The sequence below is a fragment of the Janthinobacterium sp. PAMC25594 genome, assembly GCF_019443505.1.
Lineage (GTDB): Bacteria > Pseudomonadota > Gammaproteobacteria > Burkholderiales > Burkholderiaceae_D > Janthinobacterium.
This window is the reverse complement of record NZ_CP080377.1, coordinates 928,817-943,361: the sequence shown is the minus strand read 5'-3', so window position 1 is coordinate 943,361 and position 14,545 is coordinate 928,817. Positions and strand designations below refer to the sequence as shown.

Sequence of the window (14,545 nt, the reverse complement as noted above, 5' to 3'; positions counted from 1 at the left end):
ATCTGATGACTGCTCCTGACCGCGATCCACGCGACCTTGTTGAACATAACGACACCGCCATCGGCGAGCAAGCCGCCGCTTGGTGGGCGCGCCTGCGTGCCGACGATTTCACGCAAGCCGACGCCGACGCCTTGCGCGCCTGGTGCGCGCGCAGCCCCGGGCATGCGCGCGCCTGGCGCGAACTCAAGCAAGTATGGCAGGCGCTCGATCCCGCCTTGACCCGCGCCGCCGCCGCCGCGCCGCAGCGGGCGAACGTGCTGGCGTTTCCCGTCCGTCCCGGGCGGCGCGCCTTCCTCGGCGGCGCGCTGGCAGCCGGCGTGGCCGTGCTGGCCCTGCGTCCGCCGCTGGGCGCCTGGCCGTCGCTGCAAGAGCTGAGCGCCGACTACCGCACGGGCACGGGCGAGCAGCGGCAAGTGGCGCTGTCGCCACAGATGACGGTGCAGATGAATACGCAGACGCGCATCGATGTGCGGGCGCCGGAAGCGATCGAACTGCTGGGCGGCGAAGCGGAAATCCTTGCCAGCGGCGCGCGCCAGCCTGTGTCGGTGCTGGCGGGGGCGGGGCGCTTGCTGGCGCAGTCGGCCCGCTTCAATGTGCGCCACACGGACGACGTCGTTTGCGTCACCTGCCTGGCGGGCGCCGTGGAAGTCGTCTGGCAACAGCGGCGCCAGACCCTCGATGCCGGGCAGCAACTGGTGTATGACGAGCGGGGCGTGCAGGCCGCCACGGCCGCGCAGGCGGGCGAGGCCAGCGCCTGGCGCACGGGTGCGCTGTCGTTTGTCGGCAAGCCGCTGTCCCAGGTGGTCGATGAAATCAACCGCTACCGGCCTGGCCGGGTGCTGCTGCGCAATGCCGAGCTGGGCCGGCGCCTGGTGCGCATGCGTTTTTCTATCGGGCAAACCGATGGCGCGCTGGCGATGATACGCGACCTGTACGGCGCGCAAATGACCAGCCTGCCAGGCGGCATCGTCCTGCTCAGCTGATCTCGTGTTTCCCTTTGGCAGGCTTGTTTAAAAATATTTGAACATATTTTTCAAAAAACATTATCCCTTCCGCCATCGAGCTACGTCATGGAGGCATGGACGCCTGCGCCACCGCCAGGCTCCGTTCCCTACTCTCTAGCCAGGAAGCCATTGCCATGACCAAGTTTCACACTGCCCAGCGCCCAGTCCCGAACGTCGACACGGGCGCGCAGCGGTCCTCCACGCTGGGCAGCCGCTTGCGGCTCACGCCGCTCGCTTACGCACTGACCACCATGTTGATGGCAGGCGCCTTCACCACGCCGGCGCGCGCGCAGCAGGCGTTCAGCGGCGGCTGGTTCGCGGCCAAGGGCGCGGCGCAGAATACGGCATCGACATCGGGGCGCCTGCCGAATGGCCAGCCGCTGCCGCTGGGCAGCCGCCCCGAGGGCCAGCAACAGCAGGCCAATCAGCAGTTGCAGCGCTCGCTCAACAACCTGAACCTGGCTGCGCGCGCCATCGCCGCGCAGCAAGCGGCTCAGGCGCAGGCGCGCCAGGCGGCCGCCAGCGGCGCCAGCGTGCCGAATGGCCTGGCGCAAGGCGGCTTGCAGGTCGACACCAACAGCCTGACGGCCGGCTGGCTCAATGCCCAGGCGCCCGTGCAGACGGTAGCGAACGGCAAGACGGCCGTGGTGGTGCAGCAGACGGCGGACAAGGCCATCCTGAACTGGGAAACATTCAATGTGGGCAAGGACACGACCTTGACCTTCCAGCAGCAGAAGGACTGGGCCGTGCTGAACCGGGTCAACGATCCGCAAGCGCGTCCCAGCCAGATCCAGGGCCAGATCAAGGCTGACGGCACGGTGCTGCTGGTCAACCGCAACGGCATCGTGTTTGCCGGCACCAGCCAGGTCGATACGCGCAGCCTGGTGGCGGCCGCGGCCCGCATCGGCGACGCGCAATTCCAGAAGGACGGCATCTACAGCCCCGGCACGGCCGGCGCCACGACGTTCACCGATGCGGCCGGCAAGGTGCAGGTGCAGGCGGGCGCGCGCCTGTCCAGCAATGCGCCCAAGGGCAGCACGGAAGGGGGCGGATACGTGATGCTGCTGGGTAAAGAGGTGCACAACGGGGGCGAGATCAGCACGCCCAAGGGCCAGGCCCTGCTGGCCGCCGGCGACAGTTTTGCCATTAAAAAAGGCGTGGGCACGGACGGCAATCCGCTGTCGAGCACGCGCGGCAGCGAAGTCACGCCGCAATTCGCGGCCGGCGGCACGGCGGGCAAGGTCGTCAACACGGGCCTGATCCAGGCGCGCGAAGGCGACGTCACGCTGGCCGGGCGCGACGTGCGCCAGGAAGGCGTCGTGCTGGCTAGCACCACGATGGCCACGCGCGGCACCATCCACCTCAATGCCCTGGGCAGCGACGCGGCCGTCACCCTGGGACGCGGCGCCACCACGGCTATCCTGGTCGAGGACGACGGCAAGACGACGGCGCTCGACAGCCAGCGCGACGCCATGCGCGGCCCGGCCGTGACGTCCACGGAAAATATCCTCGCCGTCAACGACCGCCGCGACCAGTCGCGCATCGAGATCGGCAGCGCCGGCACGGTGGAATTCATGGGCGACTCGCTGACCCTGGCCACGGGCGGCCAGATCGCCGTGAATGCCGCCAGCCGCAGCCGCAGCCTCGTGCGCGATGGCGCCCAGCTCGACGTCTCCGGCGCCGTGGGCGTCAAGGTGGCGATGGCGGCGAACAATGTCGAAATCAATGTGCAGGGCAACGAGCAGCGCGACGCGCCCGTCAACCGCGACGGCAAGGCCTTGCTCAACAACAATATCTGGGTCGACCGCCGCAAGCTGGTGTTGGTACCGAAAGGCACGAACGGCTATGACAGCGACCGCTGGTACACGGCCGGCGGCTTGCTGGAAGTGGCCGGCTACCTGGGCACGCAGGGGCATTCCGTCAGCGAGTGGATGGCGCAGGGCGGCACGGTCACCTTCGGCGGCAAGGATGTCGTCACGCAGCTTGGCTCCGCCATCAACCTGTCGGGCGGCACGCTCGACGTGCAGACGGGCGCGCTGCGCCAGACCTGGCTGAAGGGCGCGGACGGCAAGCTGTATGAGGCGGGCAGCGCGCCGGCCGACTTGGCCTACCTTGGCGTGTACAAGGGCTACGAGGAAGAACACGCGCGCTGGGGCAAGGATGCCAGCGCGTTTTACGCCAATCCCCTGGTCGCCGCGCAAAAACGGCTGGAAAACGGCTACACGGTGGGCCGCGACGCGGGCAAGCTGGTGGTCGCGACCGGGTCGGCCGTGCTGGAGGGGGGCATCGCGGGCGAGGTCTTCCAGGGCGAGCGCCAGACGCAGGCGCCGCAGGCGCTGCTCGATGGCTACCAGCAGTCGCAGCTGGCCGCCGCGCAGCGGGGCCAGCTGATCGTCGGGCAATATCAGCCCATGTTCGACAAGCGCACGGGCGTGCTGCAGCATGTGCTGTCGGCCGTCATGGACGACGTGCGCCTGGCGCGCGTGCAGGACGGCATCGCCGCCGGCCTCGACGTGACAGGCGCGCTGGCATCTGAGCGCCAGGGCAAGCTGCTGCTCGACACGGGCTTGCTGAATGAGCAGCATCTGGGCGCCATCCGCCTCGCCGCGAAAGGATCGATCACCGTCGACAGCGCGCTGCAGGTGGCCGACGGCGGCAATATCACCGTGTACGCCAAGGATGTGGCCATCAATGCCAGCCTGCGCAGCCATGGCGGCAGCATCATGGCCGGCAATGTGCTGAACCAGATCGGCGCGCTGGGCATGGTCGATACGCTCGTCAACCCGGGCGGGCCAGGGGGCCAGCTGCTGCTGGCCGCTGGCGTCAGCCTCGATACCAGCGGTCTGTTGAGTAACGTGCTGCGCGACCCGCTGGCCGCCGCCGGCCTGCCATATATCAATGGCGGCAATGTGTCGCTGCGCGCGAATGGCGACGTGCGCATCGGCAATGGCAGCTTGATCGACGTCAGCTCGGGCGCGGCCATCCTGTCGCAGGCGAAACAGCAGGGCGGCAAGGGCGGCAGCGTGACCCTGGCCAGCTATGGCGCGCAGGCCGATTTGCTGCTGGGCGAGGGCGCGCAGGTGCGCGGCCACGGCGTGGCGGGCGGTGGCAAGCTGGAATTGCAGGCGAACAAGATACTGGTCGGCCAGGCCGATACCGCACAGAAAGGCACCCTGCAGCTGGGTGCTGACTTCTTCGACAAGGGTTTTTCCAGCTACAGCCTGCTCGGCAAGCAGGGCTTGACGGTGGCGGACGGCACGCAGGTCGACGTGCGCATGCCCGTGCTGCGCGTGGTGGACAATGAAAAACTGGCCCTGTGGACGCCGGAGCAGGTCACGGAAAACGCGCTCAAGGGCACCTTGACGCAGCGCAAGGGCGCCAGCCTGGCCCTGCAGGTGGGCGATGTCCAGTCCGGCGCGGCCGATATGGCCACTGCCGAACTGCTGGTGGGCAAGAATGTCGTGGTGAATGTCGATGCGGGTCAGTCCATCAAACTGGCCAGCGTGGGCCAGCTGACGGTGGAAGGCCGGCTGAACGCCTGGGGCGGCAAGATCAGCCTGGGCGGCGTGGGTGTCGATGTGAATGTGTCCGAGGCCGTGGAAGCGGCCGGCCATGGCCGTTCCATCTGGATCGGCGAGAACGCCGTGCTCGACGTGGCGTCGCGCGCCGTCACGGCCACGGACGCGCAGGGCCGGCGCTACGGCAAGGTGGTCGATGGCGGCAGCATCGTCGTCGGCGGCGAGATCAACCATGCGCAGGGCAGCACGTCGGCGGTCAGCCTGTTCGTGGTCGTGTGCGACGGCGCCGTATTGGATGCTTCCGGCGCGCACGCGGTGCTGGACGTGAACGGCGCGGCCATCGACGTGGCCAGCGCGGGCGGCAGCATCGCGCTGGCGTCGAACAATGGCTTGTACCTCGACGGCCAGCTGCTGGCCAGGGCCGGCGGCGCGGGCGCGGCGGGCGGCACCCTGTCCGTGGCCACGGGCACGCCCGAATACAAGAAAACCCTGGCCACGACCAGGGTGCTGCAGGGACGCCAGCTGAGGTTGACGCAGCGGCAGGGCGCCAGCGACCTGGCCGATGGCGTGCATGCGCAGGATGCGGCGCCGCTGCTGCAGTACGGCCATGGCAGGTTTTCCGTGGAGCAGGTGGAAACGGGCGGTTTCGCCAACCTGGCCTTGCTCGGCGCCGCCTCCTTCGATGGCGATGTGTCGCTGAAGATGCAGCAGAGCTTCCAGCTGTACGGCGCGCCCGTGCTGTCACCGGGCAGTTCGCCCGGCGCGCGCATCAGCATCGCGGCGCCGTATGTGCGCCTGGCCAGCATCAAGCCTGCCGGGCGCGATTTCTATGTCACGCCAGGCAGTGCGGGAGCATCGCCCCTCGCCAGCCAGATCAGCATGGCGGGTGACCTGATCGACGTGCGCGGCATGGTCAATATCGTCGCAGACGACGTGCGCCTGACCAGCCGCGGCGACCTGCGTTTCCTGCTGTCGCCGCTGGGCTGGGATGGCAACCAGGCGACGACGGTGCTGTCCACGCCGGGCGACATGACCCTCAGTGCGGCCCAGCTGTATCCGGAGACGGGCGCCGGCGCCGCCGTGCGCGCCGGTTATGGCTTGATTGACGGTAAGTTTGGCTACAATCCCGCGCACCGGCTGAACATTGCACGCGCGAGCGACAGCGTGCCGGCCATGCCGTATTCCGCCTTCGGCTCGCTGGAGCTGGGTGCCGCGCATATCGAGCAGGGTGGCGTCGTGCGCGCGCCGCTGGGCCGCCTGTCGATTGGCGCGGCCGGCTATGACAATGACAAGAGCCTGACGGTGAATCTATTACCAGGTAGTATCACCTCCGTCAGCGGTGCCGGCCTGGTCATGCCGTACGGCGGTACCGTCGATGGCCAGGCCTGGAATGTGGACGGCAAGTTGGCCGCCTTCATGGGCGTGGGCGGCTTCAGTGCGCAGGGTGGCTTGCGCGTCGGCGTGGAAATGGCCGGCGTGGCCGTGGACGTGCGGCCGGGTGCGCTGCTCGACCTGTCCGGCGGCGGCGAACTGACGGGCGCCGGTTTCATCGCCGGCCGCGGCGGCTCCACCGATGCGCGCTATCATCCGCTGATGCAGGTGGGTGCGAATGGCGGCTTCGTCTTGCCGGGCCTGGCGACCAACCCTGTGTACGCCATCGTGCCCGGCGTGCAGGCGCCGCAATCGCCTTCGGGCGCAGACAAGGCGGCATCCGATGCGGCCGTGGGCCGGCAGGTGACGATAGGCAACGGCGTGCCGGGCTTGCCCGCCGGCACCTACACCCTGATGCCCTCGACCTATGCCTTGCTGCCGGGTGCCTTCCGCGTGGAACTCAACGGCCTGGCGACCCAGGGGAGCGCCGGTTCGCTGGCGCAACCGCTGCGCAATGGTTCCTGGGCCGCGCCCGGCACCCTGTCGATTGCCGGCACGGACATCCGCGCGCCGCTGGCCAGCCAGCTGATACTCACGCCGGCCAAGGTCTTGCGCACGTATTCCCAGTACAACGAAACAGGCTATGCCGCCTTCGCCCTGGCCGATGCGCAAACGCGCGGCATTCCCCGCGCGCAGCTGCCATCCGATGCGAAAACGCTCAAGCTGACCCTGGCGCAAGACGGCGGCCTGGACACATTCCAGTTCAAGGGCACGGGCAAGTTCGGCGCGGCCGAGGGCGGCTACGGCGGCACCGTGCTGCTGGGGTCGAGCAATGTCGCCAACGGCGAGATTGAAATCCTCGCCGATGGCGCGCCAGCCACCAGCGGCGCCGGGCAGGTCAGCGTGCGAGCCTCGAGCCTGAATAAGATCGGCGCGGCCCGCATTGTGGTAGGCAACACGCCTACGGTGACATATGGCCAGGGCGGCAATTACGTGAACTTCGGCGTCAACTCGGCGCGTGCCATCTATCTGCGCGCGGGCGCCGTGCTGTCGGCGCCCGAGGTATTCCTGGTGGCCCAGGACCCGGGCAATTACCAATTGGGCGATGGCGTGATCGATATCGCGCCTGGCGCGGGCATCAACACTGTGGGACGGGGCAAGGCCGCGTATGACGCCAACGACGGCTTCATCTACAAGAGCCGCGCGGACATGCACATGCTGGCCGCCTCGAACGGCTTGATGAACGTGGCGCCGGTCGGCGGTTCGGCGCGCGGTGGCATCCGCATCGGCGTGTGTGCCGACGCTTGCGCCGGCACAGGCACGGGCACAGCGAGCCTGTACTCGGAAGGCACTTTGCTGCTGTCGACGAATGGCAGGTTTGAACTGGACGACACGGCGCGCTACGGCACGCGCAACCTGAGCCTGTCCGTGGGCGCCATCAACATGGGCAGCAGCGAAGCGCTGGCGGCGGCGCAGGCCAACGGCACGCGTTCCAGCGGCCTGGCCATGAACCAGGGCGTGCTGGACCGCCTGCTGCGCGGCGATACCAGCACGGGTGCGCCGGCCCTGCAGGCGCTGATGCTGAGCGCGGCGGACGGCGTCAATTTCTACGGCGACGTGGTGCTCGACACCTACGACAAGGGCACGGGCAAATCCACGCTGGAACGCCTGGTGCTGACCACGCCCGCCATGTATGGCCAGGGCGGCGCCGATGCCGTGGCGACCATCCGCACGGCCAACCTGATCTGGGGCGGCGCCCTGTCGCCGGCTGGCAACGTGATCGCGCATGGCGCCGGCACGGGCAGCGGCACGCTGAACCTGGAAGCGGAGCGCATCGATTTCGGTTTCGGCCCATTCACGCAGCCGGCCGGCGTCGCCTCGTTCGACCGCCTGGCGCTGGGTTTTGCCAACGTCAACCTGAAAGCGTCGGGCCAGGTCACGGCCAACCACAAGGGCAGCCTGTCCGTCTACCAGGCGCAGGGCGCCTATGAAACGGGCAAGGGCTACCAGTACAGTGGCGGCAAGCTCAATATCATCACGCCGCTGCTGACGGGCGACGCCGGTTCCGCGCACAGCTACACGGCGGGCGGCGCGCTGACGGTAACGGCGCCGGCCGGCGTGGCGCCAGCGGTTCCCGTCAAGAATAACGCGGCGCTGGGCGCGCAGCTGGCGCTGAACGGCGACAGCGTGAGCGTGGCGACGGCCGTAGTATTGCCAAGCGGCAAGCTCACCGTCAGCGCGCGGCACGACATCACCCTGGCCGACGGCGCGCGCATCGACATGGCGGGCCGCAAGAGCACTTTTTTCGACGTGGATAAATACAGCTGGGGCGGCGACGTGACCCTGGACAGCCGCGCCGGCGATATCCGCGCAGCTAGCGGCAGCGTGATCGACCTGTCGGCCGAGCATAATCGCGCCGGCAGCCTGAAGGCCGTGGCCCTCGATGGCGCGGCCGGCATGGTGGACTTGCAGGGCAAGATCCTGGGCGGCGCCAGCGGCAGTTACGACGCGGGCGGCACCGTGGTGCCGTACAAGAAGGGCAGCGTGGACGTGCGCGCGCAAACCCTGGGCGCGGGCGGCACGCTGGACAGCCAGTTCGCGTCGCTGAACACGCGCCTGACGGAAGGCGGCGTGACGGGCGGGCGCAGCTTCCAGCTGAAGCAGGGCGACTTGACGATAGGCAATGAACTGAAGGCGGGCGAAGTGCAGGTGTCGGTCGACAACGGCCGCCTGACCGTGGCCGGCACGTTAGATGCCAGCGGCGAGCGCGTGGGCAGCATCCGCCTGGCCGGCAAGCATGGCGTCACCCTGGCCGGCAACGCCGTGCTCGACGCGCATGGCACGGTCTTGCGCGTCGACAGCTATGGCAAGATCATCGACAGCCCGAACCGGGCCACGGTGGAACTGAACGCGGGCGAAGGCATATTGGACCTGGCCGGCGGCGCGCAGATCGACCTGCGCCACGGCACGGCGGCCGTGGCCGGCAAGGGCAAGGGTGAATACGACGGCGCCGCGCGCGGCACGCTGGAACTGAGCGCGCCGCGCCTGGGCAGCGGCGGTTCCCGCACGGATGCGGACGCGGCCACCTTTGGCGATATCGCCATCGCCACCGGCGGCGGTTTTACCGTGCGCGGGGCGAAATCCATCGCCGTCAACGCCATGCAGCGCTATGACGACGCGGCCTACGCCACGGACCTGTCGGCCAGCGGACGGCCGTACCAGGTGATTAACCAGGCATATCTTGACAGCAAGCACGCGGACAGCACGGCCTTCATCGATGCGGCGCTGGCGAATACGAACTTGCGCAATATTAAACTGGCTGGCTTGACCACGGCCGCGTATGCCGATGCGCTGCACTTGCGCCCCGGCGTCGATATCGTCAGCAAGACGCCGGACGGCGACCTGGTGGTGCAGGGCGACCTGGACCTCTCAGGCATGCGCTACGCCAGCCTGAATCCGCGCTTTCAAGCAAGCAATGTGCGCGGCTCGGGCGAGGTGGGCAGCCTGCTGCTGCGCGCCGGCGGCGATCTGAGCATTTACGGCAGCATCAACGACGGTTTCGCGCCGCCGCCCGCCACCAAGGATGACAAAGGCTGGATATTGCTGCCGGGGCGTGACTTCAATGGCAGCGACGTCATCGTGCCGGGCCAGGGCGTGACCGTGGCCGATGGAACGCTGTTCCCGGGCGGGATCGCGCTCAATTACGATGTGCCCCTCAAGGCCTTCTATCTGGACGCAAATACGCGCCTGCCCGTGGCCATGACTCTGGACCAGGTTGTCACCTTGCCGGCCGGCACGGTGCTGGCGGCCGCCGTGCGCGACAGCGCCGGCAATATCGTCCATGCGGCCGGCACTCTGCTGGCCACGCAACAGACTTTTGCCGCCGGCATGCGCTTTGACGCCGGCAGCGTGCTGGCGCAAATGGTCAAGGTGCGGGCCATGACCTGGCCCAAGGGCGTGCCCTTGCCCGGCGTGGCGGGCGAACGCTCGGTGTTCGCACTGAATGGCAACCTGGCGCTGGCCGTGGGTGCGCTGATCCCGTCCGGCACCGACGTCAAGCTGATGGCCGGCGTGGACGCCATCGAGCTGCGCCCGGACGTGGCGGGCAGCCAGGGCAAGCTGTGGGCCATCGCGCCCATGCTGGCTGAAGGCTCGCAAGCATGGGGCATGCGCCTGGTGGCCGGCGCCGACCTCGATGCGGCCGACACGCGCAGCGTGCAGGCGCATCCCGCCCACGGCACGTTGCGTCTGGCCGACAGCCACTACGGCATGTATGGCATCCTCGTGCCACCGAAGGGCGTGCAGTACTGGAGCCAGGCGGCTGCGGATCTGGGCATCGAGGGCATCGTGGCCGGTGAAATCATCACCGACGAGTTCCTCAGCAACTTCGGTACCAATATCGTGGACTTTTGTGCTGGCGATCCGACCATGTGCGTGCTGAAGGTGGCCTATGTGTGGACCAGGGTCGGCGCGGAAGAGTTCGCCGACCCGAGCGTGAAGGCGGGCGACGTGGTCGACCTTGCCGGACTGGGCTGGCCTACCCTGTGCGAGGAAAATCCCAGCTGGTGCGGCACCTCCAGCCCCAGCTACAATTACAAGCCGTCCAGCCTGCGCTACAGCGTGCTGCGCACGGGCACGGGCGACCTGGACCTGGTCAGCGGCGGCGACTTGCGCATGGACAGCCTGTATGGCGTGTACACGGCCGGTATGTCGTCTACGCCGACCTCCGCAGGCGACCCGTTCAACTTGCCACGCTCGCGCAATGCCGACGGCACGGTGCTGGCCAACCCCGATGGCGCGCATGAACACCTGGTCAACGGCGGCGCCGACAGCATTTACCGCGCTTGGTATCCAGACCAGGGCGGCAATCTGCTGCTGAAGGTGGCCGGTGACTTGAGCGGCTCGCTGCTCGACGCGGCCAGTTCCAGCAACGAGCGTCCCGTCAGCAAGGATGGCATGGCTGACTCGGTGGCAGTGGGCAACTGGCTGTGGCGCCAGGGCAGCGGTGGCGTCGCCACAGGCGGTCCGGCCCAGCCGACGGCGTGGTGGATCAATTTCGGCAGCTACGTGGGCCGCGATACCCTGGCCGACACCGTGCTGGGCTTTACGGGTTTCGGCACCCTGGGCGGCGGCAATGTGCGCGCCGACGTGGCGGGCGATGCGGGCGTGCTGGCGCCGCTGACTGGCAATACGTATAACGCCAGCATCAATCCCCGTTCCCAGGGTTTGCTGCTGGCCGTGGGCGGCACGGGCCGCGTGCAGGCCGACGGCGGCCTGCTGCTGACGGGCGGCGGCGACCTGGATCTGCGCGTGGGCGGCGCCCTCAATCCCGCCGGCAAGGCTGGTGGCGGCCACATGAATGGCGCGCTGGTCGACTTGCGTGGCCATGCGGAAACGTTGGCCACGCAGCTGGGCAGCGTGGCGCTGCAATATGGTACGCAAGCCACCGATCACGTGCCGCTGGAAACGCGGGCCTTCGATGCCTTCCGCGCCACGCGCGCGTCGCCCCGGGGCGGCATGACGCTGGTGCCGGGCGATGCCACGTTCAGCGTGGCGACGCTGGGCGACCAGGTAGTGCAGGATGTGGCCGACCCCGGCCGCGTGACCCCGTTCAATGCCACGCCGTTCACCGGCGCGGCGGGCGAGCAGGGCTTTGGCTACAGCTGGTTCAGCCTGTGGACGCCGCGCACGGCGCTCGACCTGTTCTCCGCCGGCGGCAACATGACGCCTGTGACGGCGCCGGTCGGCACGGCCACGGACCTGGCGATCGTCTATCCCTCCATCGTGCGGGCCGCGGCCGCGCATGGCAGTTTGTACTACGGCAAGGCGATTGGCAGCACGAATACCGTCCGCGAATATGACGCCCCCCTGCTGCTGGCACCGTCGGGCTATGCCCAGTTGCAATGGCTGGCCAGTGACTCCATCTATGCGGGCGGCTTTGCCATCAGCCAGTCCGGCGCTGCCGCCGACAGCATCGCGACGCCGTTCAAGCCTGGCTTCACGGGCTGGGATATCAAGCCTTACGTGAGCAGTCCCCTGGCTACCAATGTCTCAAGCACGGGGACGCCGGCAACGAAATGGAACTTCCCGCTGTTTGCCTTCGGCCCCAATTCCTCGGCCGGCCCCGCCAACAGCGGCACGCAGGTGGCCCGTATCTATGCCGTCACGGGCGACCTGGTGGGAGTGAATAGCGGCCGCATCATCGAATTTTTTGACGCCAGGCATGCGGGCATCACCTGGTATGAGGGTGGCCAACCCGTGTGGATGAAGGCTGGACGCGATATCGTCGGCAGCGGCACGGCGCAGCTGGAAGCCATTGAGGGCAGTGCCAGCAACAGCGACATGAGCTTCAGGAATATCAGCAACCTGGTCGTGCACAACAATGCATATGACGTGTCGGTGGTGTCGGCCGGGCGCGATATCCTGAACAGCTCCTTCAACGTGGCCGGCCCCGGCACGCTCGACATCAGCGCCGGGCGTAATATATTGATGCAGGACAAGGGCAGCGTCGTCAGCCTCGGCCCCATCGTGCAGGGTGACAAGCGTCCGGGCGCCGGCATCGCCATGCAGGCAGGCGTGGGCGCGGCCGGTCTCGATTACCTGCGCTTCGTCAAGCCTTACCTGGACCCGGCCAACGTGGCAAAGACGGGCGTGCCGCTGGCTGAGCAGGCCGGCAAGGTGGTGAAATCGTACGAAACCGAATTGGTGACCTGGCTAGTCGAGCGCTACGGCTTCAAGGGCACGCCCGCCGAAGCGCAAGCCTTCTATCTGGCCTTGCCCGAGCCGCAGCAGCGCGTGTTTGCCCGCGATGTGTATTTTGCGGAACTGAAGGCGGGCGGGCGCGAGTACAACGACTGGGACAGCGCGCGCTATGGCAGCTTTTTGCGCAGCCGCAATGCCATCGCGGCCCTCGCGCCGGCCACGGACGCCAGCGGCAAGACGATTGCCTATGCGGGCGACATCGTCATGTACCGCGGCCTGTACGGGGTGCGCAATGAGAACGAGCAACGCTGGTATTACTACCCCCGCAGCGGCTACGTGCACACCAACTTCGGCGGCGACATTCAACTGCTGACGCCGGGTGGCAAGCAGGTGTTCGGCATCGAAGGCGAAGCGCCGCCATCGACCTCGGGCGTCATGACCAAGGGCGGCGGGAATATCGAGCTGTTCTCACACGGCAGCATCCTGCTGGGCCAGAGCCGCGTCATGACGACGTTTGGCGGCGATATCCTGGGCTGGTCGTCGCAGGGCGACATCAACGCGGGCCGTGGTTCGAAGTCGACCATCGTCTACACGCCGCCCAAGCGCGTGTATGACAACTGGGGCAACGTGACCCTGTCGTCCGACGTGCCGAGCACGGGCGCCGGGATCGCCACCCTGGCGCCGATCGCGGAAGTGCCGGCCGGCGACGTGGACTTGCTGGCGCCGCTGGGCACCATCGACGCGGGCGAGGCGGGCATCCGCGTCTCGGGCAGCGTCAACCTGGCCGCGCTGACGGTGATGAATGCGGCGAACATCCAGGTCAAGGGCGAATCCAGGGGCATGCCGACGGTGGCGTCCGTCAACGTGGCCGCCATGACCAACGCCAGCGCGGCCGCCACGCAGGCCACGACAGCGGCGCAGGAGGTGGTGCAGCGCGAACGCGCCGCCACCCGTTCGGCGCAGCCATCGGTGTTTACGGTGCGCGTGCTGGGTTTTGGCAGCGACGCGCCGACCGACAGCGCGCAAGCCACCCCGGCAGACGGCGCACGCATCGAGGCGGCCGACTACAACCCGCGCAGCGCCGTGCGCGTGCTGGGCCTGGGCCCGCTACCGGAATCGGCCACGCGCCAGCTGACGGCGCAAGAGCGCAGCAGGTTGTCGCCATGATGGCCCGCCTGGCTGAACCTTTGCCCATGCGCTTGGCCGGTGCCATGGGGCCTGCAGGCATGGCCCGGTACCGGCCCGCCATCCGACCCCGTTTGCGGGCGGCCAACGACGTGGCGCCCTTGTCCGCTGCAGCGCCAGGGCAGGGCGCCCAGCTGCAGGCGGTGTTGGAAAGCAATTACCGGAGCCTGCACCGGCGCCTGACGCGCCACCTCGGTTGCGCCGAACTGGCCAGCGACAGCCTGCACGACGCCTGGCTGCGCCTGGGCGCGCTGGCGGCCGGGGACGGCGCGGCGCTGGCGCACAGCCCCGTCACCTATGTGTTTCGCGTGGCCTGCAATGCGGCCATGGACAGCCTGCGCCGCAACCGCGCCTGGCTGTATGCGGACGAGGGCGATGGGGACGGCGCCGCCGTCCTCGTCGATATCCTCGCCGATACGGCGGCGGGGCCGGAACGCCTGGCCGAACTGCAGGCCGATGTGCGCCGGCTGGCGCAGGCCGTCGCGTTGCTGCCGCGGCGCCACCAGCAAGTGCTCGAAGCGCTGCGCGTGGATGAGCTGACCCGCCAGCAGGTGGCCGAGCGGCATGACATGTCGCTGCGCAATGTCGATACGGCCTTGCGCCAGGCGCTCGACCACTGCGCGCGCCACACGGGCCATGCGGCGCTGGGCGGCGCCGGCACGACCCGGCGCAGTCTTAGGCTGAAGGTACGTTCGCGTACAGACGCGTAGGAATCCGGCCGTCAGACTGGTGCTTCGGGCCTGCATGCGCCCACCCAGCCAGTTT

General features: G+C 68.3%; 3 protein-coding genes. All 3 read left to right on the top strand.

What is annotated here, in order from left to right; translation table 11 throughout:
* Positions 1-5 precede the first annotated feature (5 nt).
* A complete protein-coding gene (locus tag KY494_RS04070) occupies positions 6-983 on the top strand; it encodes a FecR domain-containing protein (protein ID WP_219890007.1) in 978 nt (325 codons plus the stop codon).
* A gap of 155 nt (positions 984-1,138) precedes the next feature.
* Positions 1,139-13,762, top strand: coding sequence for a filamentous haemagglutinin family protein (locus KY494_RS04065; RefSeq protein ID WP_258194652.1), 12,624 nt, complete (start codon positions 1,139-1,141; stop codon positions 13,760-13,762).
* On the top strand, positions 13,759-14,490 hold the full coding sequence (locus tag KY494_RS04060) for an RNA polymerase sigma factor (RefSeq protein ID WP_219890006.1): 732 nt from the start codon (positions 13,759-13,761) through the stop codon (positions 14,488-14,490). Before KY494_RS04065 ends, KY494_RS04060 begins: the two co-directional genes overlap by 4 nt.
* Positions 14,491-14,545 lie beyond the last annotated feature (55 nt).

Coding starts and splice junctions, on each gene's coding strand:
- KY494_RS04070 (WP_219890007.1), top strand. CDS start 6: ATGACTGCTCCTGACCGCGATCCACGCGACCTTGTTGAACATAACGAC.
- KY494_RS04065 (WP_258194652.1), top strand. CDS start 1,139: ATGACCAAGTTTCACACTGCCCAGCGCCCAGTCCCGAACGTCGACACG.
- KY494_RS04060 (WP_219890006.1), top strand. CDS start 13,759: ATGATGGCCCGCCTGGCTGAACCTTTGCCCATGCGCTTGGCCGGTGCC.